The organism is Pseudoalteromonas sp. NEC-BIFX-2020_002 (assembly GCF_013002825.1).
GTDB lineage: Bacteria > Pseudomonadota > Gammaproteobacteria > Enterobacterales > Alteromonadaceae > Pseudoalteromonas > Pseudoalteromonas neustonica.
The window spans coordinates 217188-243198 of sequence record NZ_JABEPJ010000005.1; the positions used below are offsets into that span (position 1 = coordinate 217188).

General features: G+C 39.1%; 18 protein-coding genes. 7 read left to right on the top strand and 11 right to left on the bottom strand.

Annotated elements, in window-relative coordinates; genetic code table 11:
- Window positions 1–7: 7 nt before the first annotated feature.
- The 7 genes from HJP15_RS08220 to HJP15_RS08250 all read right to left on the bottom strand — a co-directional run bounded on the left by HJP15_RS08220 (window position 8) and on the right by HJP15_RS08250 (window position 12446).
- Window positions 8–3193, bottom strand: a complete 3186-nt coding sequence (locus HJP15_RS08220; protein ID WP_170173471.1) for an amidohydrolase family protein — start codon at window positions 3191–3193, stop codon at window positions 8–10.
- Window positions 3194–3290: 97 nt separating this feature from the next.
- Window positions 3291–4115 (bottom strand): M90 family metallopeptidase, encoded by an 825-nt coding sequence (locus HJP15_RS08225; RefSeq protein WP_054205490.1) that lies wholly within the window; start codon window positions 4113–4115, stop codon window positions 3291–3293.
- Between the two features lie 134 nt (window positions 4116–4249).
- Window positions 4250–5467, bottom strand: a complete 1218-nt coding sequence (locus HJP15_RS08230) for a M23 family metallopeptidase (RefSeq protein ID WP_170173473.1) — start codon at window positions 5465–5467, stop codon at window positions 4250–4252.
- Window positions 5468–5690: 223 nt separating this feature from the next.
- On the bottom strand, window positions 5691–8582 hold the full coding sequence (locus HJP15_RS08235; RefSeq protein ID WP_170173475.1) for a ligand-binding sensor domain-containing diguanylate cyclase: 2892 nt from the start codon (window positions 8580–8582) through the stop codon (window positions 5691–5693).
- A gap of 162 nt (window positions 8583–8744) precedes the next feature.
- Window positions 8745–9386: a CatA-like O-acetyltransferase gene (locus HJP15_RS08240; protein ID WP_170173477.1), complete on the bottom strand. Its 642-nt coding sequence runs from the start codon at window positions 9384–9386 to the stop codon at window positions 8745–8747.
- Window positions 9387–9478: 92 nt separating this feature from the next.
- Window positions 9479–10519, bottom strand: coding sequence for a Leu/Phe/Val dehydrogenase (locus HJP15_RS08245; protein ID WP_054205494.1), 1041 nt, complete (start codon window positions 10517–10519; stop codon window positions 9479–9481).
- Between the two features lie 400 nt (window positions 10520–10919).
- A complete protein-coding gene (locus HJP15_RS08250; RefSeq protein ID WP_170173479.1) occupies window positions 10920–12446 on the bottom strand; it encodes a fumarate hydratase in 1527 nt (508 codons plus the stop codon).
- Between the two features lie 164 nt (window positions 12447–12610).
- Here HJP15_RS08250 and pabB point away from each other — a divergent pair, with 164 nt between their 5' ends.
- The 3 genes from pabB to HJP15_RS08265 all read left to right on the top strand — a co-directional run bounded on the left by pabB (window position 12611) and on the right by HJP15_RS08265 (window position 16030).
- Window positions 12611–13957 carry an aminodeoxychorismate synthase component I gene (gene pabB, locus HJP15_RS08255; RefSeq protein WP_170173481.1) on the top strand — a complete coding sequence of 449 codons (1347 nt, stop codon included), beginning with the start codon at window positions 12611–12613 and terminating at the stop codon, window positions 13955–13957.
- A 5-nt stretch (window positions 13958–13962) separates the two neighbouring features.
- On the top strand, window positions 13963–14553 hold the full coding sequence (locus HJP15_RS08260; RefSeq protein WP_502706975.1) for an NUDIX hydrolase: 591 nt from the start codon (window positions 13963–13965) through the stop codon (window positions 14551–14553).
- A 100-nt stretch (window positions 14554–14653) separates the two neighbouring features.
- Window positions 14654–16030 carry an L-serine ammonia-lyase gene (locus HJP15_RS08265; protein ID WP_170173483.1) on the top strand — a complete coding sequence of 459 codons (1377 nt, stop codon included), beginning with the start codon at window positions 14654–14656 and terminating at the stop codon, window positions 16028–16030.
- A gap of 47 nt (window positions 16031–16077) precedes the next feature.
- Here HJP15_RS08265 and cysB read toward each other — a convergent pair whose 3' ends face one another.
- A complete protein-coding gene (gene cysB / locus HJP15_RS08270; RefSeq protein WP_054205499.1) occupies window positions 16078–17055 on the bottom strand; it encodes an HTH-type transcriptional regulator CysB in 978 nt (325 codons plus the stop codon).
- A 322-nt stretch (window positions 17056–17377) separates the two neighbouring features.
- On the opposite strand from cysB, the gene HJP15_RS08275 reads away from it, so the two are divergent.
- Window positions 17378–18136, top strand: a complete 759-nt coding sequence (locus HJP15_RS08275; RefSeq protein ID WP_054205500.1) for a hypothetical protein — start codon at window positions 17378–17380, stop codon at window positions 18134–18136.
- Between the two features lie 24 nt (window positions 18137–18160).
- Here the strand turns inward: HJP15_RS08275 and HJP15_RS08280 are convergent, their stop codons facing one another.
- Window positions 18161–19453: an NCS2 family permease gene (locus tag HJP15_RS08280; RefSeq protein WP_054205501.1), complete on the bottom strand. Its 1293-nt coding sequence runs from the start codon at window positions 19451–19453 to the stop codon at window positions 18161–18163.
- 128 nt (window positions 19454–19581) lie between these two features.
- On the opposite strand from HJP15_RS08280, the gene HJP15_RS08285 reads away from it, so the two are divergent.
- From HJP15_RS08285 to HJP15_RS08295, 3 genes are all read left to right on the top strand, one after another.
- Window positions 19582–20037, top strand: a complete 456-nt coding sequence (locus HJP15_RS08285) for a tetratricopeptide repeat protein (protein WP_054205530.1) — start codon at window positions 19582–19584, stop codon at window positions 20035–20037.
- 204 nt (window positions 20038–20241) lie between these two features.
- The gene (locus tag HJP15_RS08290) at window positions 20242–20676 is read left to right on the top strand and encodes a SulA-like leucine-rich domain-containing protein (RefSeq protein WP_054205502.1); all 435 of its coding nucleotides are present in this window, start codon (window positions 20242–20244) and stop codon (window positions 20674–20676) included.
- 39 nt (window positions 20677–20715) lie between these two features.
- A complete protein-coding gene (locus HJP15_RS08295) occupies window positions 20716–21195 on the top strand; it encodes a YchJ family protein (protein ID WP_170173485.1) in 480 nt (159 codons plus the stop codon).
- A 134-nt stretch (window positions 21196–21329) separates the two neighbouring features.
- Here HJP15_RS08295 and HJP15_RS08300 read toward each other — a convergent pair whose 3' ends face one another.
- Together HJP15_RS08300 and HJP15_RS08305 are read right to left on the bottom strand one after the other, a co-directional pair.
- Window positions 21330–24629, bottom strand: coding sequence for a response regulator (locus HJP15_RS08300; protein WP_349304614.1), 3300 nt, complete (start codon window positions 24627–24629; stop codon window positions 21330–21332).
- A gap of 9 nt (window positions 24630–24638) precedes the next feature.
- Window positions 24639–25868, bottom strand: coding sequence for an ABC transporter substrate-binding protein (locus HJP15_RS08305; protein ID WP_170173489.1), 1230 nt, complete (start codon window positions 25866–25868; stop codon window positions 24639–24641).
- Between the last annotated feature and the right edge of the window lie 143 nt (window positions 25869–26011).

Consider the following 26011-nt stretch of genomic DNA (forward strand, 5'->3'; position numbering starts at 1 on the left):
CTAATAATTACTTATCTTCAAAGTAAAGTTTATCGCGTTCTTTTTTACCAACTTCATTCATTGTTGCCGCATCAAATAAACGGCCGTTGATCATGGTGTAATCAACTTTATCTGTATCACGAATATTCGTCAGCGGATTACCGTCGATGATCATTAAATCGGCTAATTTACCTACTTCTAACGAACCAATATTTTGATCAAGGCCTATGTATTTGGCCGGATCAAGCGTCGCGGCGCGAATTGCTTGCAGTGGGGTCATTCCACCTTGGGCAAACATCCAAATCTCCCAATGTGCAGCCAACCCTTCACGTTGCCCATGCGCACCTAAATTAACTAGCACACCTAAATCTTGTAGCTCTTTTGCTACACGGGCATTATTAAAGTGATTGTAGTGATGATCGGGCGCTTTAACTCGACGCATTGAACGCGGTAACAATTGATTTTTAGGTACGAATTTACTTAAGCGTGGATGATTCCATACGTCCGTTTTATCGTACCAGTAGTTTTCACCCCAAATACCACCATACGCAACACCAAGAGTAGGCGTATAACCTACATCACTTTGTGACCAAAGCTGCTTAATATCGTCATAAATGTTTGCAACAGGAAGTGAGTGCTCAATACCTGTATGGCCATCAACCACCATGGTTAAGTTATGTTGTAATAACGATCCGCCTTCTGGCACAACCATCATTTCCAGCTCTCGACCAGCTTCTATCACTTGCTGGCGTTGCTCACGACGGGGTTGGTTATATGATTTAACACTAAACGCCCCCACTTTCTTTAAACGCTCTAAATGAAATTTAGCATCATCTAACGAATCAATATGCGACGTATACCCTGGCATATTGGCGCCATATAAAATAGTCCCGGTAGAGAAAATACGCGGGCCTACAATAGCCCCTGATTTTTGCATTTCACTTGCAGCAAAAATTTCAGTGGTATCATTAGAAGGATCATGAATGGTTGTTACACCTAATGATAAACCAGCTAGGTTCTTCCAGTTTTGCTCTGGAATAATTTCATTACTCGCTTGCGAGCCGTGAGCATGCGCATCAACAAGCCCTGGCATAATTGTTTTACCAGTTACATCAATGATTTTTGCACCTTTTGGAATGCTCACATCTGCTACACTGCCCAGTGCTTTGATATGCTTACCATCAGTTAGCAACACACCATTTTCGATAACTTGCTCACCTTTCATGGTGATAATACGCGCACCAGTTAAGGCTATCATGCCTTTCGGCTCAGCTATTTTGCGAGTAAAACTGATGTTATCGCCGCTTTTAACTTTAAAATCAGTGTCATCAGCTTTATTAATATCAAACAACCCAGCTAAGCTTGCGTGGTAAAGCTCAGGGCCGAGTGTCCAATATAGTTTATTGCTATTTGCACTCCAACTGATGCTTTCACCCGCACGTACTGAGAGCTGTTCAATCGGAAATTGACTATCTTTAGGGCCTATATTAATGGTTTTACCGCTTTCAACTAGCGGCGTAACAAATACTTTAAAACGCTCAGCAAACGCAAGGTATTTTCCATCAGGCGATACTCTAAATTCAGTTGCATGCTCAGATTCATACAGTTTACTGACTTTCTTAGAATCAAGTTCAACAACACTTAATGTTGGCTTTGGCCATGGACTCATAATGAATACACGGTCGTTTTGCGCACCAAATTGTGGTTGATAGCCACTTTTTGTAATTAGCTCAGCTTTGCCGCCTTTTGTGCTCACCGCGTAAATGCCTGTGTGTAACGACCAATCAGGGTTTAATATGCCGCCACCCGATGCTTTTCTATACACAACAGTTTTGCCATCTGGGCTAAATGTTGGCTCTACATATTTGCCCGGTTCAGTGGTTATGTCATCGCCACGCCCGCTGCGAGCAGATACAACACGAACAGCACCTTGCTCATTATCGTCCCATGTTACATAAACTATTTTTTTACCATCGCGAGAAAACTGCGCAAATAACTCAAAATGATCATCTTGTTTCGTTAAACGCTTTATTTTACCTGACGCTAAATCACGTTTATAAATATGCCCAAGCGCTTCAAAAATAGCGGTTTCGCCATCTGGAGATACCTGTACATTGCGCAGCATTTTTACATCAAATTCATCGGCATCAATATTTTGTGTAAAACGCACCGCTTTTTGAATTTTTTTACTTGTTTGTACTTCAAATGGTACCGTCTCAACATCGCCATCTTTCACATCAAGCTTATGGATTGTACCACCTGCCCAAAATACCAGCTCTTCATTATCTGGTGTCCAAGCAATTGTTGGATAAACGCCATGGATAGCCCATGTTTCTTGCATGTCACGCTCAAGTTTATCGTACAACTTTGTGTGCTGACCCGACGTTAAATCATATATGTAAAGGCTCGTTTGAAAATCATCTCGCTTAATATAGGCAAGTTTTTTACCATCAGGTGACGGAGTTGGACGAATCGCCCCACCCATACCACTTATAATTGTTTCGATCTCACCAGTTTGACGATCATAACGTTTAATTTTGTAGATACCCGCAACCGAGTCTTTTGAATAATGAAACGTTTTACCTGGAGTCGAATCATGCGAGAAATAAACGTAACGGCCATCAGGCGAAAACATCGGCTCACCTAAATCTTTTTGATCGTCAGCACGTTTAGTTAACTGTACACCTTTACCACCTGCTTTGTGATAAAGCCATACTTCACCCGCACCTAATGAACGACTTGCCGTAAAATGCTTACGTGCAACTAAATAGTCGCCATCAGGGCTCCAAGCAGGACTATTAAGAAGACGAAAAGTTTCGTTCGTTACTGCTGTTTGGTTTTCACCGTTTAAATCCATTAGCCAAATGTTATCGCCGCCACCTTGATCTGAGGTAAACGCAATATGTTTACCATCTGGGCTAAAGCGTGGCTGCATTTGCCATGCAATATCAGTTGTTAATTGAGTCGCCTTACCGCCCGACATCGCCATAGTATAAATATCACCGAGCAAATCAAACACAATGGTTTTACCATCTGGGCTCACATCAATATTCATCCATGTGCCTTGTGACACACTGATAGTCGCATCGACAAATTGCCCTTGTGGTGCATCAACTTGCCACTTTTTATCATCAGTACTTTCTTGTGCCTGTGCTTGACCATAAAGGGCCAATGACATTGCTACAGCCATTGTTGTATGGAGCATTGCTTTCATTGCTATCTCGCTTGTTCTTGTTGTTTATTAATATTGATTGCAACAAAAACGATAGCAACTTACCAGCGATATCTGATAAAGCGTCTTAATTTGGCGGTTAATGCCATTTAATTGGGTCAAATTGATAGTAGCCAACTAATAAGCTGTAAATTTCTGGATCGTAGTGTCGAAGTTCACTTGGCTTTTCTAAAAAGGTTTCAGTGATCACAGCAAAAAACTCCGCTTCATTTGTTGCACCATAACTATGGATAACATGAGGCATACTATAGGCAACATGTGTTTTTAATTGATTAAAAGCACGGCTAAAAATGCGCCCCCACTCTTGATAGTCTGACTCTTTCGTGAGTAACGGAGTGCCGGTGGTTTTACCTGTTTCTTGATCAAGCTGATGAGCGAACTCATGAAACACAAGATTATGCCCATCGTTTGGTAATCTATTACCCTCAAGTACGTCGTGCCAACTAAGCACTAACGTGCCACCAGGCCAAGACTCTCCTTGACGAATAGTATTATGGTAGCTGACTAAGCCTGCGCTATCCCGGGATGTTTGTGGTGCATAATAAGCGCTGGGATAAAGCAAAATTTCTTTAACGTTTTGATAAAGTGGCCACGGTTTATTTAATACTAATAAACATGCATCAGCAGCAACAATTAATTTCATACCCTCATTGAGTTTTAAACCATCACAACCTATGAAACGTTTTTCATTCAAAAACCAAACAATATGGCGCTCTAGTTTCTCACGGTCAGCATCTGTCATCTTTTGATAAATAGGCATACAGCGTAACAACAGCGCTTTTTGTTTTTCATCTAAATGATAATCTTGATATTTTTTTTGCCACAAGCGATTTTGAATTACTGGCCAACGCCAATAAATAACCACAAACGCTACCAGTGCGAGTACTAACAATCCGTTTACCATTAAAGGGTCCTATTAACAGAGATAAACTATTAATATGTCCGCTTAGGGCAAAATTCAATCATTTCATAGCAGTTACATAAAAACCGCCCAAGAACTATAAGCGGTCTGTCGATTATTGCGCTAAACCCATAAACTTAACGATATAACGGTTGCCATGCACACGTGCGATAACCATAGCGCTCAAAATAGAAATTGTTGCAATTGCTATCATAATTGCTGTTACCAACATCAATACGATGACCACTTATATATTGATTATGCAATGATACTTGCTGGCCATTGTATAATAAAGTGAAGTGCACATGAGGGCCGGATGACTGTCCTCCTTCGCACAATGCCTGCCCCTTACTATTAGCATAACGGCCAAGCCATGCGCCTGGCTGAACATAATCGCCGCTGTTGTATTGCAAATTCGACATATGATAATAACTAGTTGAATAGCCACTTGAATGCGTCACACGGATATTACAAGAGGAAAAACGCGTAACGGTACCACCATGAGCCGCCTGCACATATGGTGTATTGCTACCCCAACCACCTGAGCCATTATTAAAATCAAGGGACGAGTATGGATACCCAGAACCGGTATTTGAATGTGCACCACCACTGTACCAATAACCAGATGGCCAAGGGAGGTTCATTGAAAAACTCGCTGCTGCTAACCGTGTATCATTATTTTGTATTGCGTTTATTGAAGGGGTTTGTAATTGCGCGTAACTATCTGGAAATAAACTATCAAAAGTAGTTAAAAATGCCGTGATTGCACTTTTCGAATTGCTTACTTCATCTTTATCCAACGTCAATTTTGAACGTTTTGCTAACACACTCACTAACGCTGCAGTGGCAGCAGTACTGCTACTTATGCTCGCGTTGCGAGTGATTTCAATACCTGTAGATTGCACATCTTGCCATTGTTTATACGCGTAGAAACGTTGAGCTAATTTAGTTACCACGTCTTCTATTTGTGCATCAAACCCTTGTTTATCTGATAAGCCTCTTAATGGCTTATTGATATCTGCATCTAGGTCAGAAAGTAAGCCACTTTGCTGCTCAATCAAGGCTAAAATAATTTTAGGATTAATGCTCGCATAACCAGCCCAATGCAATATGAGCTCTTTTTTTTCGTTAAGCGCTGGCGCATACAGGGTAAAGAAACGATCCCAATCTTCATTTAATAGGGTGTTATTAAATACAAATTGAGTATCGTCGACAGCCACCAAAGAGTTTAACTTTAGCGATTTAATTGATTGTTCTGAAAAGCTAAAATCTGCATGTCCGTGGCCTTTTGCTGATACTACAGACGAGATACCTAAAACACTCACTAATGCGATATTCATTATTTGATTTTTCATCTTTCATTTCCTTTTATATAGTAAAAAGATCCCAAAGAGGGAACAAAAGATATAGCATCAATGTTAATAAATGGTTAATTATATGTTTTTATGTTTGTATTAATAAAATTTATGTCCCTTATATAACCTCGTGTGTAGGTTGTTTTTCACTCCAATAACTTGTACAAAAAATAAACTAAAATTAAATTATTGATAAAATGTAAAAACCAATGAGTTTTGAGCGTTAACTATTATTAACTTCGACACGGTTACGGCCGTGATTTTTTGCTTGATAAAGCGCCTGATCTGCCTGCGCAAGCAAGCGGTCATAATCATTAACAGTTAATGAATCTGCAACACCAAAACTCACTGTGACTGTTAAATCACTGGCAATATTTGAAAGGTCGTAGTTTGCAATTTTCATCCGTAGCTCTTCACAAACTAGAGCAGCTTGCTGTGCAGTTTTATTAGGGAAGAATAATGTAAACTCTTCACCTCCCCATCGAGCTATCTGGCTCGTATCAACCTCACTACATTCACTCAACAGATGAGCAACGACGCAAATTACACGATCACCAATAATATGTGACCAGCCATCATTTATGCGTTTAAAATGATCAATATCCATTATCGCAATAGCCAAAGGTAAAGATTGCTGCTTGAAATCCGAAAAATTATCTGCCAACCAAGTATCAAATGCGCGACGATTTGGTAAGTCCGTTAACTGATCATGTGTGGCCTGATGTGCAAACGCATCAGCTTGCTGCTGTAGATCTTTAGTTTGCTGTATTACTCGCAGGGTAAGTTCTTTTTCAATTTTTTTAAAGTGATATAGGCGGTATTTGTATAATGCAAAAGACAAAATAACCAGCGCTAAAAAAAGCATAACTTTAAAGCTTAACTTTTGCCAAAAATAGGACTGAATTACAAATGTAATACTCTTAGAATTATTTTGCCACTGCCCATTAGGGTAACCTGCACGGACAATAAAAGTATATTTGCCCGGTGCTAAATTGGTGTATTCGGTAATTGTTAACTGCTGGCGGTTTACCCATGTGTCATTGTAGCCGAGTAGTTTAGTCTGAAAGTTTAACCGCTGCGGCATAATAAAGCTCAAACCAGCATAATTAAACGATAACCTTGAAGCCCCTGGCGGTAGTATTATGTCCTTACCATCAAAAGCCAATGGTGTACTTTTACCATCAACATACAAGCTTTCTATGACTGTTGGTAATGATATTTGCGCTGCTTTTTTTAACCGTTCAGGCATAACAGTGCTTACACCATGCGCGGTTGCAAACCAAATACTGCCATCTTGGTGAAATGCAGCTGCCGGGTTTGATCCCCCATTAGCTTGGGCGCTGAGCATGCCATCACCTTCATCATATAGTTGATACTGAAGTCGTTTATTTTTACTTTTTTGGGGGTTATCAAGTAACTCGTTAACTTGTTGTTGTTTAACCTCAAGAATACCGCGATTACTCGATAACCAAAACGAATCCCCTTGCGCAACTAACTGGAAAAGTTTATCAACCGGTAGACCTTGTTCGCGTCCTAGAATAGCGATATCGCCAGTAACAATATTAAACCGTACTAACCCCCGATCAGTGGCCATCCACATTAAATCGTTCTGGGCATAAAACCCGAATGCATATTGAGCGTTAAATTGCTTAGGAAATGCTTGCTCTTTAAACTGACCTAATACGTTATTAAACATAGCAGCGCCCACACCCGTTCCGGCCCAAACATTCCCAAGCCCATCCAAAGCTAAAGCAATTATAAACTCACCGGGCAAACCTTGCTTAGTGGTATATTGCAGTGTTGTTCCATCGGGATCAATCCGGCTAAGCCCTGTCGCAGTCCCCACCCACAGGCGCTGTTGCTTATCAAATAATAAAGCCCTAACTTCGTTACTTGATAAGCCATTATCACGACTTTTAACCGGGTAAATCTTGCCATCAATTACCCGCATTAAGCCGCTGGTATAAGTGCCTATCCAAACATGTCCGTGTTGATCTTCAGCCAAACTTAAAATAGATAAAGGATCGCCCTTATTCGCAAGTGAAATTGATTCAACCTTATCACCCAAGATTCGGTTTAATCCTGTGCTACTGCCAATCCAAACACTGCCATCTGAGTGAGGCAGTACCGTTCTGACATAATCACCACTTAGCCCACGCTTTTTTGTCCATGCTGAAAATGGCGCTTCACGTAAACGGTGTACACCACCATTAGTCCCGATCCAAATACTGTTTTCACGATCTTGAAGTAACGATAAAATACGGTTGGCGGGCAAACCTGCGTCTGAATCAAGTCGTTCTAATCCCAGTTCACTGAGTCGAAATACACCTTTATTAATAGTCCCAAACCACAGAGCATTGTGGTTATCTTGCAATACACTTGAAATAGCAATGCCATCCAGCTGTTCATCAATACTAACAAACCGGTTACTCACATATCGCCATGCTCCCTTTTCTCCAGCGACGATTAATTGCCCTTCTTGAGACATAAATAATGTATATATTGGCCCTGTAGGTAAACCACTCTTAGGGGGAATTAATTTGGCTACTTTATTTTTTATTTGATATAAACCATCACTGGTTCCAGCCCAAATAACGCCCTCGCCATCTTCAACCAATCGATAAGCACTTAAATTAATTAATACACTTTTATCTTCTTCATTCTCATCACGATAAGCCACCCCATCGCCCTCTAAGGCTAACCATATTTTGTTATCACTTGTTTTTAAAACATGATTAACCATTGCTGAGGCATTTTTCTGTGCAGACCAATGCCCTTTGCGTAGATGGCTAATGCCACCACGTGCGCCGCTAATGTAGAGGCTACCATCAGCTTGAGGAACTAAACTTCGAAGCCCTGAGTCTGGTAATCCTGTAATTTCTGAACGGGTGAATAGTTTAAACTCTCGGCCATTGAAGCGAGCAAGCCCTTCCCACGTTGCTATCCATATATAACCATCTTTTGTCTGTACAATACTGTTGATACTGTTGTGAGGTAATCCTGAACGTGTATTCCACGTTTCAGAAAAATAGTCATTAAGAGGCAAACGAGTTGCTTGCGCAGTTGCGCATTGGGGCGTTATCAACATCAATAAGAATAAACACACTCGTATCATTTTACTCAACGCCTTCGAATCCATGAATGACTACTTTGTTTGCAGCCGTAAAGTTATTGATAATGATTTGTAAACGCTTATGGATCATTATTTTTCTGTATAAGAATTATATTAACATACCACTTATTTTACTTTCATTAATTTAATTAATAACTTTATTTACTAATTCGTGTTTATAAACTGTGTAATCGCAACTTGCAGTTCATTAATAAACTTTGCAACGTGTAAACCATCCATTAGTGCATGGTGCACATCAATTGATAACGGCATTTTCCCCGTTAATTTATTTAACTTTCCAAATACCAATTTTGGAATACCTAAATTCGTCCCTTGCGTAAAAGCATGAGAAAAGCTCATAAAATCGAGCCATGGCAATACTGAGATATGAATTAAATCAGCTTGCCCTTCAGTTTGTGAAAAAGCATGTGAAAATAACGGCTGCAATTTTGCCGCTGTACTTACGTGTGTTGCATGAGTTTGAAAAGCAAAAAAACTATCTTGTTTTGTAAAATAACTAAATCTAAATGTGTCGTCTTGCGCCAGTTCGACTACGCTTGCACGCGCCGTGTTTAGTTGCCAAGGTGCATCATTAATAACTCGCTGCAACATAGGTTGATATCTATGACAAGCTTGTAGTGTTAAATAAATATAAGATTGAAAAAAAGAAATTTGCTGTGCTTTGCAATAGTTATAAAGTGGCTGCATATCTAGTTGCACACAGACATTAAAATACGGTTGAGTAAAGTCTTTAAACAGTGAAAAGTGCTGTTGCCGCGGCCAAGTGGTTAAGTCGATAGGTGTCATTACAAATTACTATACAAGTCAGAGATAATTGTATCGTGAGGGATTTGTTTAATAAAGTAAAGGCGTGCAGAGCACGCCCAAAGCTCGATTTGTTATAAACCGTTTTTAATAATTTCTTGCGCTAATTCATCCGCAATTAAATGCGTTGATTTTTGCTCTTTTTCACTGCGCGCAAAAATTTCAGTCAAGGTATTAAAAATTCCCTCAACATGTTTATTTGACGCTTCTGCGCTGTAACCTTCAGGTGCTGTTTCATAATAAACATTGATAATACCGCCAGCATTTATCACGTAATCTGGCGCGTATAAAATACCTTTTTTACGGATGATCTCACCATGGCGAGATTCAGCTAATTGATTATTTGCACAACCAGCAATAATTGTCGCTTTAATGCGTGCAATTGTCGCATCATTAACTGTTGCACCAAGTGCACAGGGTGCGTATACATCCACATCAAGATCATATATCTCATCAATGCTCACTGCTGTTGCAGCAAAATCATTGACTACACGGTCAATGGCGACTTGGTTTATATCAGTTACAAACAATGTTGCACCGGCTTCATGTAAATATTTACATAAACTATAAGCCACAGCACCTAAACCTTGTACCGCCACTTTAATGCCCGTTAAATCTTGATGACCACGTTGATGCTGTAAAGCCGCTTTAATACCTAAAAATGTACCATACGCAGTGAACGGTGATGGGTTACCGCTTTTACCTTCTAGGCCTAATACATAGTTAGTTTCTTTATTCATAATAGCCACATCACCGCAGGTAATGTTTACATCTTCTGCAGAATAATAACTACCATTTAAGCGCTCTAATTGGCGACCAAAAGCACGAAATAATTGTTCTGATTTTATTTCTTTCGCGTTGCCAATAATTACAGACTTTCCACCACCAAACGGTAAGCGTGCTACTGCATTTTTGTAGGTCATACCTTTTGATAAGCGCAGTGCATCAACGACAGCGTCATCGTCACTTGCGTAATCCCACATTCTGCAACCACCTACAGCAGGGCCTAAATTAGTATTATGAACGGCAATAATTGCACGAAGGCCTGATTCTTTATCCGAACAAAAAACCACTTGCTCATGGTTATCAAAATCAACTTGATTAAACACAGCCACTTTATCTTACTCCGAAATTTGTAACCCGTGAGAGGGTATGCGCGCTGAAATTGTCGAGACTCTATCACTTCATATTAGTGCTTGCCACTATATGAGATGATAAACCCAATCTAGATATACCAATACAATAAAAACATTAAATACACCTCACAAATAGCATATTAAATTCAAAAATTAACAGTATATGGAATAATTAATTAACTTATTTAATGTTGAAGCATGAAACTGTTGACGTGAACGTCAACTTAAATATTATTGTAAAGTAAAAATTACAAGGTCAGATCTGGAATAATCGAGGGATTTTAAATAGTTGCGAGAAGTTCGAAAGCTTACATCCAACTGGTCAGATGTGAAAGCGGTATTCAAAAGTATTTAAATACCGCCAAATATAACTCAAATATTACTGTAGTTTAGAGTTCAGCTCTTCTATTTTAGCTTTCCAAATTGCTGGACCTTGCGTATGCGCATTAGCGCCTTCACTGTCGACTGCCACTGTTACTGGCATATCTTCAACTTCAAACTCATAGATAGCTTCCATACCTAAATCTTCAAATGCCACAACACGGGCTTTTTTGATTGCTTTAGACACTAAGTAAGCAGCGCCACCTACAGCCATTAAATAAACCGATTTATTATTTTTAATAGACTCTACGGTAGCAGGGCCACGTTCCGCTTTACCAATCATGCCAATAATGCCAGTTTTCTCTAACATCATGTCAGTAAATTTATCCATGCGTGTTGCTGTTGTTGGGCCTGCTGGGCCTACCGCTTCATCGCGTACTGCATCAACAGGGCCAACGTAATAAATAAATTTATTATCAAAATCAACACCAGCAGGTAAACCTTCACCTGAATTGATCATATCCTGCAGGCGCTTATGCGCAGCATCACGGCCAGTCAAAATAGTACCTGATAGCAATACTGTTTCACCCATTTTCCACTCGCGCGTGTCTTCTTTAGTCAACGTATTTAAATCAACACGGCGTGTGCCTTCACCTACTTCAAATGTTACTTCAGGCCAATCTTCAAGCTTCGGCGCTTTTAGGTTAGCTGGGCCTGAGCCATCAAGAGTAAAATGTACATGGCGAGTTGCAGCACAATTTGGGATCATAACCACAGGCTTAGAAGCTGCATGGGTTGGTGCTGTTTTAATTTTCACATCAACAACGGTTGTTAAACCACCCAAACCTTGTGCACCGATACCTAGTTTATTGGCACGTCCAAAAATATCTAAACGCATTTTCTCTTCGGTCGTTTCAGCACCACGCTCTATAAGTTCATGAATATCAACCGGATCCATTAACGATTCTTTTGCCAGTACGGCTGCTTTTTCGGCTGTACCGCCAATACCTATACCTAGCATGCCTGGTGGGCACCAACCCGCGCCCATGGTTGGTAAGGTTTTTTCAACCCATTCAGCCACATCATCAGACGGGTTTAACATCACCATTTTGGTTTTATTTTCAGAGCCGCCGCCTTTTGCTGCAACCATCACTTCAATATTACCGCCTGCCACTAGATCAATGTGCACAACTGATGGCGTATTATCTTTTGTGTTTTTACGGCTACCAGCAGGGTCTGCAACAATCGATGCGCGTAACGGGTTATCTGGATTCAAATAAGCACGACGCGTCCCTTCGTCAACCATTTGCTGTACAGTCAAATCTGTTTTATCCCATTTAACATCCATACCTACTTTTACAAAACACGTAATAATGCCGGTGTCTTGACACAGTGGACGCTTACCTTCTGCCGACATACGCGAATTAATAAGTATTTGTGCAATCGCATCTTTAGCCGCTTTACTTTGCTCTTTGTGATAAGCTTTTTCAAGCGCTTGAACAAAGTCAAGTGGATGATAAAACGAAATATATTGTAAAGCATCTTCAATGCTATCAATAAAATCTTGCTGACGAATAGTACTCATAGAGGTTCCTTAAATTACCGTTACGTGTAAACACGCAACCTTGGTCAAACCGGTGACGGTGGTTTGTATAGCGCATAGGCGACGTCACGAAACGCTGCCAAAAAATTATAACTTATGATACCCTCCCAGCCCGTTTCGAGCCAGTTTTACAGGGTAAAAAATAGATGATAAACCAACAAAAAACCTGCATTCAATTAGACATTTCGCTCAACTGCATAGAGCTTTTCACCTATTTTGCTCATTTACCCTACGCAATACTATTAGATTCGGCCAATAGCCATCATGTGAACAGTCGCTATGATATTATAGCTATCGCACCAAAAATACGCTTAGAGGTTAAAAATAACCTCACTTATATTGATGGCCAAGTAACGTCTCAAGACAGCTTTGCTATTATGCAGCAAGAGCTTAATAAATTAGATAGCAGCAAAATTCAACCCGCCTTACCTTTTAGCGGTGGTTGGCTTGGCTATTTTGGTTATGACTTTGGCCGAGTTATTGAACAAGTTCCTGAGCAAGCCATTAACGATATTCATATGCCACAGCTTAGCCTTGGACTCTACCCAGATGCGCTTATTTACGATAAACAACGCAACAGCTGGTTTTATGTCGCCCAGCCTGATACCGACAGGCTTGCTCTGTATTTAACGCCTTTAAATGATGTACCAACACAACAGCAAGCATTTAAAATAACCCGTGACTGGTTATCTAATATGAGTCGAGATCAATACGGCGCTAAATTTTCAAAAATTCAAGCTTATTTGAAAAGTGGCGATTGTTATCAAATAAATCTTGCTCAACGTTTCGAAGCGCAATACCAAGGATCACCATGGGAAGCTTACTGCCTATTAAGAGAAGCCAATAAAGCGCCGTTTTCAAGTTTTATCAATCACCCTGATGGCGCTATTTTATCTATTTCCCCAGAACGTTTTATTGCCATCACTGACGGGCACATAGAAACCAAACCAATCAAAGGCACGCTACCACGCTGCCTTGATGAAGTAACAGATGTTCAACAAGCAACGCGCTTACAAAAATCATCCAAAGACCGCGCTGAAAATGTCATGATAGTTGACTTGCTGCGCAACGATTTAGGCAAAGTTGCAAAGCCTGGCACAGTGCAGGTCCCCTCTCTATTTGCTATTGAAAGTTTCCCCGCAGTGCATCACTTAGTCAGTACAGTCACTGCGCAATTAGCTGATGATAAAACAGCCGTTGATCAACTTTATGCGGCATTTCCCGGAGGTTCTATCACTGGGGCTCCCAAAATTCGAGCGATGGAAATTATTGAAGAACTAGAACCACATCGTCGCAGTATTTACTGTGGTTCAATTGGTTATTTAAGCGCCTGTGGCAATATGGATACCAGTATCACTATTCGTACTTTAGTATGTCATAAACAACATATTTATTGTTGGGCTGGCGGCGGAATTGTCGCTGATTCTCACGTTGATTTGGAATACCAAGAAACTTACGATAAAGTAAACAAAATTCTACCTTTATTGAAGTAACCTGTGTGAATAGTCAACAGCTTATGGCGCGTTTTCAGCTAAGCGCGCTTATTAATGAGCATGCGCAGCAAATTCAGAGTATACGCTCTAAACGTCCACAACGGGCCAGTGCAGTCATGTTGCCATTAATTGATATAGACAACAGCGCACATATATTATTATGCAAGCGCCCTACTTTTTTAAATCATCACCCGGGTGAAATTTGCTTACCTGGCGGTAAACATGAATTAACCGATACAAACTTACGCCATACCGCACTGCGGGAGCTAAATGAAGAGCTTAATATTGCCCCATCGAATGTGACTATCGTTGGTCAATTAGCAGATTACTCCACCCTCACAGGTTTCACGATTACGCCCTATGTAGGCCTGTTAGCACCCAATACATTTTGGCAAGCTGATAAAAATGAAGTCGCTGCAAGTTTTTTGCTGCAAGTTAGTGCACTCGCTAATGTAAATAATTGGCATCCTATAAATTTTGAGCGTTTTGGTAAGATAATCACTTTACAAGGGTTTTCAACCCCTTATGGATTACTATGGGGCGCAACTGCAAGCATTATAAAAAACTTTACAAAACAGCTCGCCATACCAGTTTAAAACTCTGTTGCAAATGGTTACAAGGGTATAATTACGCGTTATTATGTGCGACCGTTCAAAGGCAGCAATCGTGCTGAGTAAAAAGTAGAGTAAAGTAATTATGATCAGTGCATTTGATATGTTTAGTATTGGCATCGGCCCGTCATCATCTCACACCGTCGGCCCAATGCGCGCATCGCGTTTATTTGTTAACGAACTACAAGAACAAAGCTTATTAACCGATGTCACCAGCGTTAAAGTCGAGCTGTATGGCTCATTAGGACAAACAGGTATTGGTCATGGTTCAGGTAAAGCCGTTATTCTAGGTCTTGCGGGTTATGACCCAGAAACGATCGATGCCGATTTAGTCGATGATATTCTCACTAAAATCGAAAATGAACAAGTCATCCACTTAAATCAAGTACATCAAGCCAAATTCCCGAAACAAGGTGCAATCGTATTTCATCGTCGTAAAACCTTACCAAAGCATTCAAATGCAATGGAAATTATTGCATTTAAAGGAAGCGATAAACTCCACAGTAAAGTTTATTATTCAATCGGCGGTGGCTTTATTGTAACCGATGAAGAGTTTGATAACGAAAAACAAGCTGCACTTGATATTCGCGAAGAAAATCCTGCACCTTTTCCATTTGGCAGCGCTAAAGAATTACTCGAAATGTGTAAAGACTCAGGGTATAGCGTATCAAGCTTAATGATGAAAAATGAAAAAACACTTCGCACTGAAGATGCCATAAAAGATGAATTATTCAATATTTGGCAAGTAATGAAAGCGTGTATTGAACGCGGCATGCGTACTGAAGGTATATTACCGGGTGGTTTAAAAGTAAAGCGCCGCGCACCTAGTCTGTATTTAAAACTCAATATTGAAGTCAGTAATGATCCACTTCGCGCGATGGATTGGGTTGATTTATTTGCCTTAGCCGTCAATGAAGAAAACGCCGCAGGTGGTCGTGTAGTAACCGCTCCTACTAACGGGGCAGCGGGTATATTACCTGCGGTATTAATGTACTACCATACATTTATTAAAGAGGTGGATCGCGATATCGCGACTCGCTACTTGTTGACTGCTGCTGCTATTGGCATACTTTATAAAAAGAATGCATCAATTTCAGGTGCTGAAGTTGGCTGTCAGGGCGAAGTAGGCGTTGCCTGTTCAATGGCCGCAGGTGCACTTACTGAAATTGTTGGTGGTAATGTATTACAAGTTGAAAATGCGGCTGAAATTGGCATGGAACATAACTTAGGTTTAACCTGCGATCCTGTAGGTGGGCTTGTTCAAGTGCCATGTATTGAACGTAATGCAATGGGCGCAATTAAAGCGATTAATGCCTCCCGTTTAGCAATCCGCGGCAGTGGCGAACAAAAAGTTTCATTGGATAAGGTTATTAAAACGATGCTTGATACTGGTAACGACATGAAAACAAAATACAAAGAAACCGCACGTGGTGGCTTAGCTGTCAATATTATCGAGTGTTAAGTTTTACGTATTAAAAAAGCCGCTTTTGCGGCTTTTTTAATACTTCATCACTTAACAGGTAAATCTATACCTTCAAACAATTTGTCTACATCATCTTGATTTCGTAATAAGCTCGCCCGTTCAACACGCTCTTTTGTTAAGTGAGGTGCAAAGCGCTCTATAAAATCATACATATAACTGCGTAAAAAACTGCCTTTTCTGAAGCCGATTTTAGTCGTACTGGCTTCAAATAAATGACTCGCATCAATACACACCAAATCAGTATCTGAGACTTGATCAATTGCCATTGATGCAACTACACCGACCCCTAGCCCAAGGCGCACATAAGTTTTAATCACATCGGCATCCGTTGCTGTAAAAACAATATGGGGGTCAAGCCCTTGCGCATTAAATGCTTTATCAAGCTCTGAACGCCCAGTAAAACCAAATACATACGTAATTAATGGGTACTTTGCAATATCAGCTACGGTAAGTGAATCTGCTTTTTTAGCTAGGGGGTGATCTTTTGCAACTACAATACTGCGATTCCAGTGATAACACGGTAACATCACTAAATCTGAATATAAATGCAATGCTTCAGTTGCGATTGCAAAATCCGCATCCCCTCTAGCTGCAGCATCAGAAATCTGCTGCGGCGTTCCTTGATGCATATGCAACGATACTGCAGGGTACTTCTTCATAAAGCCTTGAATAACACTAGGCAGCGCATAACGTGCTTGCGTATGCGTTGTAGCAATATTCAGCTTACCTTGATCTGGCAATGTGTGCTCATTTGCGACCGCTTTAATTCCTTCGACTTTAGAAAGAATCTCGCGTGAAATATTAATAATTTCAGTCCCAGCACTGGTCACATGAGTTAAATGTTTGCCACTTCGTCCAAAAATTTGCACGCCGAGTTCATCCTCCAACATACGAACTTGTTTAGAGATGCCTGGTTGTGAGGTAAATAAACTTTCAGCTGTTGCTGATACATTAAGCTTATGGTTTTGAACTTCGACGATGTATCTGAGTTGTTGTAATTTCATGGCTGCATTTTTAGTGTTGTTATACTGCTTATTTATAAATGTTACACCGCTTCAAGCCAAGCTTTATTTCTTCTTAAAGAAAATAAATACAGCCACAGGTACATTTATAAGACTAATGCATCAAGGCTAGCATAATCCTACGCCTTGAGGTAGCCATCATTTGACTGGTATTCAAATTGGAAAATATTATGAACGTGCAATTAATAGTAATAAATAACCACAATGCTAATTTTATTTTGTATAAGCTGCGCAAAACTACCCAGTTAGCATATATTTAATGTAAGATAAAAATTATTAGTTTGAGAAACCAGAGACCAAAACCATGATCGTTTCTATTATTATTATGTTAATTGTTGCGCTGATCGTCATTGCCCTTTGGGTTAGTGCTGTACAACAACATAAAGAGAAACAAGAGACTGAGCGTCGTAAAGACCTTACAAAACAAAAAAAGATCATCGAAGAGTCTGAAGATGTGCTTCTTAATAGCGCCAATATCCCCATGTCAGATCACATTTTATATGTTATTCAGCGTCGTATTTATGACGCGCTATCTTCAATGGTACAATTATCCCCCACTTCAAAAGAACTAAAAAACCGCCTAAAAGAATCAAAAGAACGTCTAGCAAACAAGCCTGAAGGGACAAACGGTGAGAACTTAGCGTTACCGGATAACGACAAGCAACTCATTGCATTGATCCAAGGTATAAAAAAATTAAGAGTGATACTACGTTCTGAACATGGAAAAGGGAAAGTAGATAGCCAAGTATTCGTTGCCGAAGACAAACGCCTAGAAAAACTCCAACTAAAAATAAATATAGAAAGTCAAATAAAGCGAGGTTTATCAGCACGTTCAGCTAATATGGTCGGCTCAGCTAGGCAATACTTTGAAAAAGCTTATGCGACTATTTCTGCAATTTCCTACACTGATGAGTATGTAACAACCAAACGCGCTGAGCTGGAAGGTTACCTGGAAACAATTAGTACTGAACTTAAAGCTTCAAATGCAACGGCATTAAAAAAGAAAAACGAAGAAGAACAAGACGACTTAGATATTTTATTTGCACCGAAGAAAAAGTGGTGATCACTTTTTCTTCGTTTTATCTTATTAGGACAAAAATGCAAATTTAATAACAAACATCGCTGTTAGTATCCATACACTGATACTAACTTCATCACGTTTACCACATAATACTTTAACAGCCGTATAAGAAATAAAACCAAGTGCAATCCCATGCGCGATTGAAAACGTTAAAGGTGTCATTAACAGCACTACACTGACCGGAATGGCATCTGTCATATCATCCCAATTTACAAACTTTAAATTTTGCAGCATTAAAACTGCAACATATAAAATTGCACCAGCGGTAGCATAAGCAGGAACCATTTTCGCAAGCGGTGCAAAAAACATCATCAATAAAAAACACAGCCCGACCACAACAGCGGTTAAACCAGTACGCCCTCCAACAGACACACCCGCCACCGATTCTATATATGACGTTGTCGTAGATGTGCCAAGTACTGAGCCTGCAATTGTTGCCGTACTATCAGCACTTAATGCTCGTCCTAAGCGAGGCATATTGCCTTTTTCATCGGCTAAACCTGCTTTTTGAGTTACAGCAACTAAAGTACCTGAGGTATCAAATAAATCAACAAACAAAAAAGCAAAAATAACACTGAGCATAGAAAGCTCAAACGCAGCAGCAAAATCCAATTGCATAAATGTAGGAGCAAGTGAAGGCGGCATAGAAATTACGCCTTGGTATTGCACTAAGCCTAAACTCAGAGAAATCAATGTCACTAATAAAATACTGATCAATACACCACTTTTGAAATCACGAAATAATAACGCCGCGATGACAAAAAAGCTTAAAATTGCAAGTAATGGACCCGCAGAAGTTATATCTCCAAGCTGAACTAACGTGGCTGGACTCGCGACAATAATTCCAGCATTCTTTAACGCAATAAGCGCTAAAAAAGCACCAATGCCTGTCGCTATAGCTTGTTTAAGAACAAGCGGAATCGCGTTAATTATCCACTCCCTCACTTTAAATAAACTTAAAAGCAAAAAAATGCAGCCCGATATAAACACGGCACCTAACGCAGCCTGCCAAGTATGGCCCATACCAAGCACCACACCATACGTAAAAAACGCATTCAATCCCATACCTGGCGCTAACGCTAATGGATAATTAGCCCAAAAGCCCATAATAAAACAACCAATTGCAGCTGCGATACAAGTAGCAACAAAAGCCGCACCTTGATCCATACCGGCCTCAGCTAACATGGCCGGATTAACAAAAACAATATAAACCATGGTGATAAAGGTCGTTAAACCAGCAATACATTCACGGCGCACAGTCGAATTGTGCGCGCTAATTTTAAATAACGCATCAAGCATAATGATAATTCATTTTCACAGGGGAATAATTTCGTAATTTTATCACAGATTAAAAGAATAATAGGACAAATCACCCGGTCTTAGACTAAACTTACGTAGTGTATAAAAAAAATAACATGCGTGGCATTATGACTGATACATCTCCAATTGGCCTTGATCTTGAACAACAACTTGAAAACGTGTTGTCATTTATAACTCAACCAACAACAGTTGAGAATAAAGACCCCACACCTGAAACATCGGACAAAACAGTAACGAAAGCACTTTACTATTTAAAAAATGAACAGGTCCCTCTGGCCGCTAAATGGATGCGCCTAGCTGCGATGGCAGGCAATCACAAGGCACAGTTTTATCTGGGCTTATTTTTTATTAAAGGCCAAGGCGTACCCAGTAGCATTTTTCATGGTGCGGTATGGTTAACTTTAGCCAGCAGCCAAGGCTATGAACCTGCAACGATCACATTAGCAGACTTACGTAAACACATAACAACACGTCGCTTTAAAGATGCACAATGTTATGCAGCATCATTGTATGAACAAATTCATCAACAACAGTTTTCTCACCTAATCCCATCACAATCCTAGCCAAAGGAATTAAACGATTTTTTAATTCACTAAAAAATAAATATTTGAAATTTAAAAGATTTAAACTTTTCACTTCCGCATTTGATCTATTAAAAAAAATTAAAGGCAGTAATCGTATAAAAAATTGGCAAAAAACGCTTGCACACAAACACTGTATAAACTACTGTATACACATACTGTATAAACAACCAGTGAGTAGAACCTATGTTACAGCCAATTACTGTTAGAACCGTTAAAAGCTATCAACAAGATAACCTAAGCTCGTCAGTAAATTTAATTCAAATTGAGGATGAGATATCAGCTACTTTTGAACTACTAAAGGTTCTACATCATTATAATAATAAAAATGCATGGACATTATTAATAGCACCAGATCATGTACCAAGTAAAGCTCTGCTGGATTCATGCTCAATTGATACAAGTAAGCTCTTAGTAATAAGACAAAAGCATCTTGTGAATTTAGAATATGTTTTAAATTCTGCATTACATAATGGTAATTTTGCAGCGGTGATAACATGGACTGATATCGTAAAAGATAATCAAATTAGTAATCTCTCACTAAAATTAGACCAAGCTAGCGCAAAGCTATATTGCTTTACTAAGACACAAAACATGACAGAGATAGCATTAGCTCAATAAACTGCTAAAATGCCGTTTTTGAATAAACATATTTGAACTATGACTACACATACTGACAAAACTTGCTTGTGTGGGAGCCTTCAAAGCTACCAAGACTGCTGTGAAAAATTACACTTAGGAACAATACAAGCAACTAGCCCAGAACAGCTAATGCGCTCTCGCTTTGTTGCATATGCCCTAAAAAACGCAAAATATGTTTACCAAACTTATGCACAAGAAAAACAAGCCGAAAACCCTGTAATAGAAATTGCTGACTTTGCTAATAGTTGTCGCTTTATATCATTAAGCGTCATTAGTACTGACCACAACGAAGAAGCAGGCTATGTTGAATTTTGCGCTAGTTATTTTTATCAAAATTTGTATTGTCAGTTACATGAAAAATCACAATTTATCAAAGAAAATAAGCTGTGGCGCTATTTAGATGGCGAAATTTTCCCTGTTACTGATATAAAAGTAAATCGTAATGATGAGTGTCCATGTGGTAGCAATAAAAAATATAAAAAGTGCCATAGCGTGTGATCTGACTCTATAAACTTAGCGCTAAATAACTAAATTGCATATAAATAAATCAACATTTAAATACAGAATGTATTCTAAACGAGGGCGTTCAAAAATCAGCTCAAGCACTGCTTGTATGTTAGCTTACCTTATTTTCATTTTAAGGAATGGGGTAACCATAAAAGCAGTTTTTCGAGTAAGTTATCTTGCATAATGGGTTTGGGCACATAATCATCCATCCCAGCTTCAATGCACTTTCTTTTATCACCTACCATGGCATTTGCTGTCATCGCGATTATTGGAACTTTTGCGTATATTTCTCCACACTTTAGTTCTCTAATTTGCCGCGTAGCCTCGTAACCATCCATTACTGGCATCTGACAATCCATAATCACTGCGGTATATTGTTCAAATTGCTGGGCGTTTTTTAGATAACTAATCACTTCTTCGCCATTTGCTGCTACATCTATTTGATGTAATCCTAGTTTGTTCAACATACTTATTGCAACAATCTGATTAACTTGATTATCTTCAGCAAGTAAAATTCGAATTGAAGGTTCCCATATTATATTTTCCACAGCGCCATTGCTGCGCAGTGTTTTTGTGAATTGTTGTGACAACTGGCTCGCTCTATCAGAGTAAGCTCCGCTGCCTACCGTGCTCGCAAATACCGCAAATAAATCAGATGTTATTGCTGGCTTTTTAAAGCTACCTGAAAAACCCATTTTTTCAAAGTATGCATCATCGCCCTTATCATTTATTGTCGTCATAACAATCAATTGAATACTTTTGTGACTCTCATTAGCAAGCAACCCTTTTGCTAATTCAATACCATTCATACCCGGCATATCCATATCTAGAAAACCAATATCAAAAGTACGCTTATTTTTTTCATAGAAGGTATTTGCGACCGTGAATGCATCAGCTGAAGACATCGCCACCTTAACATTCGCCCCCCAATGTTTAAGCTGTGAGCTTAATACATTAAGGTGCGTGCAATTATCATCAACTACCAGTATATTTAATTTGCTGATATCCACATTAGGTATTATGGGCTGTGCCTTATCAGATTTTGAAAGTTGTACATAAAAACTAAAACAACTACCTTTTCCATCATCGCTTTCAACACTCACGTCCCCATTCATAAGCACACATAATTTTTTAACGATCGCTAAGCCGAGCCCTGTACCACCAAATTTTCGCGTTGTTGATGCATCAACCTGTGAAAATGATTTGAATAACTTACTTTGCTGATCCTGCGTTATGCCTATGCCAGTATCTTTAATATTGCATCTGAGTTGCCAGTTTTCTATATCCACTTCACTTAGTATGACCTCAACTAATACCTCCCCTGAAGCAGTAAATTTAACTGCATTACTGACTAAGTTAGTTAATATTTGTCGTAACCGCCCTGGATCACCTTGAACACACGAAACATTTACCTGAGTCATATCTAAAATAAATTCAAGACCTTTATCATGTGCGGGCACCGCCGCAGACTGAGCAAACTCACCTAACATATCTCGAATATCAAACTCTAATATCTCTAGTTCAAGTTTTCCTGCATCAACCTTAGAAAAGTCTAAAATATCATTTATCAAAGTCAGTAAAGAATTCGCGCTACTGGAAGCAACCTTTACTTTATAATATTGATCTTCATTCAGCTTTGAGTGTTTCAATAAGTTTAACATGCCGAGTACACCATTCATCGGTGTTCGTATTTCATGACTCATTGCTGCTAAAAACTCACTCTTTGTCACATTAGCCAACTCAGCCTGCCCTTTAGCTTCAACAAGTTCTTTTTCAGCTTCTACTTTTTCAGTAATGTCTTGCTGTATTCCAACAAATGCACTAAGTACACCTTCATTGCTAAATACGGGAGATATTTGTAAGTCATTCCAAAATGGTTTATTTTCTTTTGTATAATTTAAAATCTCTACACGATGAATTTTTTTAGCTTGCAGCGCCTCTTTGATTTCTTTAATCGTTTCAGCACAAGTGTCGACTCCTTGGAGAAATCGACAACTTTGTCCTAAAATTTCATCTCCATAGCCCGTGATCCGAGAAAACGCACTGTTAATGAATACAAGCGGTGAGCCCTCTAAAGTTGCATCGGCTATGCAAATTCCCACATTGCATGATTCGATCGCATTCGCTAATAAATCATTTTGCTCTTTTGCAGCCTTTAATGCCTCTTGCCCAGTCTTTTGTTCTGTTATGTCAGTAAGTGAACCCGCCATACGAATAGCGTTGTTTTTATCGTTCTTTAACGCAATGCCTTTAAGCCTAAAGTGTCTTATTTCACGTGTTTTTGTGTACAATTTCAACTCAATGTCACATGGTTGATTATTCTCTAAATGCAAAGTAAAAACATCTAACACCCTGCTCTTATCTAATTCATGTATTTTTTGTTTAAAACTTTTTAGTTTATTTGGAAACCCTTCGATATCATGATGTTGATAGCCTAATAGTTCTCGAAAGCGGGGGGAGTAATAAACCGTTTTATTGGCTATATCCCAATCCCAAATTCCGTCTGTAGTGCCACTGATTGATAACTTATACCGCTCTTCACTTTCGGCTAAGACTTGCTGCGATCGCTCCAAGCGTTTAAATGGATTAAGTAAAAGTTGCTTACCAAATATCAATAAAATTGCAAAGGATAATATGAGGCTAACAATCACAGCTAAAAAAATATCTCGCGTAAAGCCTGATACTTTTTCTTCTAAAACGCTTGTGCTGATTAAATATTCTAATTGAATCCCGGTGTCACCTATGTATTGCTTATTAATGCTCAAATATTCTTTATTAGCATCTAAGTTCGAGTATAAAACCAATGGTCCCTGCAAGGTTAAACCATAAGCATTACTCTCAATTGCTGAAGATAAAAGCTCCTCTAAGCTTGTGCTAAACTCGACCAATAAGACCCCTTCAGTAAAGTCACTGTATTTAACTGACACTGCAATTTTAAAGAAATTTTCGTTGTTGCGCGTTGACAATATAATCGCTTGATCTGCTTTTTCATCGAGTATTTTTTGAACCCAGCTATTTTCGTCCTCAGTTTCCGTTATATCTATCGCGGGAAAGTTTTCATAAATAGGCACTCTTAATATATTAATAAGCTTTATTGATTCTGTATTGCCCAATATTTTGTAGTCATTCAAAAAATCAGCCACGGATGCTTGAGATAGATCTGTCCCCATTACACTGTTTGATAAAATCGGATGGCGAGATAAATCCTGTAGTATTTGCTGGCGGGTATCTAAAAACTGCCGTAGATAACTAACTGCTAACTCTGACTCAACTTGATTGGCTTTGCTATACAGCTTATTGACTGAATCTTCAGCTCTGCTTCCAACTAAGTAAGTACTAACTAAAATAGACAGTAATAAACTAGTAATTAAAAAAGCATAAAATGATTTATTTGATGACATAGTCATTATTTTTTTTATAGCCACCAGCATACTTTATAGTTCACGCTGTGGGGTAATGATGTGTATTTGTCCGGTGTTATTAAATTGCGCCATACAGATATCTTCTGCACCGAGTGCTTCGTGCGCATCAGGATTGTCCTCGCTCCATATTGAATAAGGCCTCTGATAAACTTTCATTAATCCTGTAATGGGTTTATCTAACTCTTCCAGCTTCTTTCTGACTCTATCTCTTACGGTATTTACCTGTGCAACCAAATCAACATCATTCATCGCTGCTATCAATATTTTGCCTATATCGTAGCCATGTACAAAGCCTGCGGGCGCTAATAAATGCTTTTTTTGTTTAAATTCATCAGGGAATAACTTTGCAGCTATGTCTAACACCTGCTGTGTATGTAGGTCCAAATCGGGTCGATTTAAATCAAAGCAACTTTGTAAAAAATATAACGGTAACCCATTATTTAATTCACCACTGACTGAGTTAAAAAAATCACCGCCTGTGATACCCCAGTGGCTTACTATCGGCTTTTGTTTTTCTTTTGGTAGATTTGCCATTGCCTTAACGAAATACTTTCCTTCAACAGCATTGCCAACGAACAGCACACAGTCGCTTTTTGATTGCTCAATTTCTTTTAGTAAAATGCTGGCCTGAGATAATTTTACATTCCAATTAAACCAATAAACGTTATTAGGTATCGCACTGCCCAAGGCATTCGTCATGGTTTTATGATTAGATATCCCCCATGGTGTATTTTCTAAAAGTAAATCAACTGAGTTACACTTTAATATTTGCGTTGCGTACTCTACCATTTTCATGCCAGCTTTAGTGTCATCTAGTGATAATCTAAATACCCAATTTTTAACGTTTGGGTAGCGGGTAATTGGCCCTCCCGCAGCCCACGGTACAAGTAGCAACAACCCATTTTCATTAATAAAATCTCTATATTTTATATATGGTGGGGAATGTAAGCCTCCAAGAATAGCAAGACCTTTGGGGTCGTTTAAAAAACGTTTCATCGTCAAAAAGCTACGGTTACTATTCCCACGATTATCTTTTTCTAAAAAATTAATTTGATAGCCGTTAACTGTATTGCCAACTTCATTAAGTGCTGTCATAAAACCCATCTGCATAGCAACTGCGGATGGGTTGTGGGTGGAATAGTCTGAATCATGATAGATATTAAACACGCCAAGTTTTTCAATATGATCTTGCGCAAAAGCACTACAATTAAAAACAAAAAACAACCAAAAAACAAGCCTCATAAGTGACCTTTAATTTCCATTTATCGAGAATGAAATTGATACTTTAGATTAATATAACCAAACCCTGCATTAACAATATACCAAAGTATCAAAATCGCCAGTCTTTGCTACAACCTAAGCTGGAGCTAGTCAAGTGATTCAGT

Bases quoted from the DNA above. Each gene is read 5' to 3' on its own strand.
- HJP15_RS08220 (WP_170173471.1), bottom strand. From the start codon at position 3,193: ATGAAAGCAATGCTCCATACAACAATGGCTGTAGCAATGTCATTGGCC.
- HJP15_RS08225 (WP_054205490.1), bottom strand. From the start codon at position 4,115: ATGGTAAACGGATTGTTAGTACTCGCACTGGTAGCGTTTGTGGTTATT.
- HJP15_RS08230 (WP_170173473.1), bottom strand. From the start codon at position 5,467: ATGAAAAATCAAATAATGAATATCGCATTAGTGAGTGTTTTAGGTATC.
- HJP15_RS08235 (WP_170173475.1), bottom strand. From the start codon at position 8,582: ATGATACGAGTGTGTTTATTCTTATTGATGTTGATAACGCCCCAATGC.
- HJP15_RS08240 (WP_170173477.1), bottom strand. From the start codon at position 9,386: ATGACACCTATCGACTTAACCACTTGGCCGCGGCAACAGCACTTTTCA.
- HJP15_RS08250 (WP_170173479.1), bottom strand. From the start codon at position 12,446: ATGAGTACTATTCGTCAGCAAGATTTTATTGATAGCATTGAAGATGCT.
- pabB (WP_170173481.1), top strand. From the start codon at position 12,611: ATGATAAACCAACAAAAAACCTGCATTCAATTAGACATTTCGCTCAAC.
- HJP15_RS08265 (WP_170173483.1), top strand. From the start codon at position 14,654: ATGATCAGTGCATTTGATATGTTTAGTATTGGCATCGGCCCGTCATCA.
- cysB (WP_054205499.1), bottom strand. From the start codon at position 17,055: ATGAAATTACAACAACTCAGATACATCGTCGAAGTTCAAAACCATAAG.
- HJP15_RS08275 (WP_054205500.1), top strand. From the start codon at position 17,378: ATGATCGTTTCTATTATTATTATGTTAATTGTTGCGCTGATCGTCATT.
- HJP15_RS08280 (WP_054205501.1), bottom strand. From the start codon at position 19,453: ATGCTTGATGCGTTATTTAAAATTAGCGCGCACAATTCGACTGTGCGC.
- HJP15_RS08285 (WP_054205530.1), top strand. From the start codon at position 19,582: ATGACTGATACATCTCCAATTGGCCTTGATCTTGAACAACAACTTGAA.
- HJP15_RS08290 (WP_054205502.1), top strand. From the start codon at position 20,242: ATGTTACAGCCAATTACTGTTAGAACCGTTAAAAGCTATCAACAAGAT.
- HJP15_RS08295 (WP_170173485.1), top strand. From the start codon at position 20,716: ATGACTACACATACTGACAAAACTTGCTTGTGTGGGAGCCTTCAAAGC.
- HJP15_RS08305 (WP_170173489.1), bottom strand. From the start codon at position 25,868: ATGAGGCTTGTTTTTTGGTTGTTTTTTGTTTTTAATTGTAGTGCTTTT.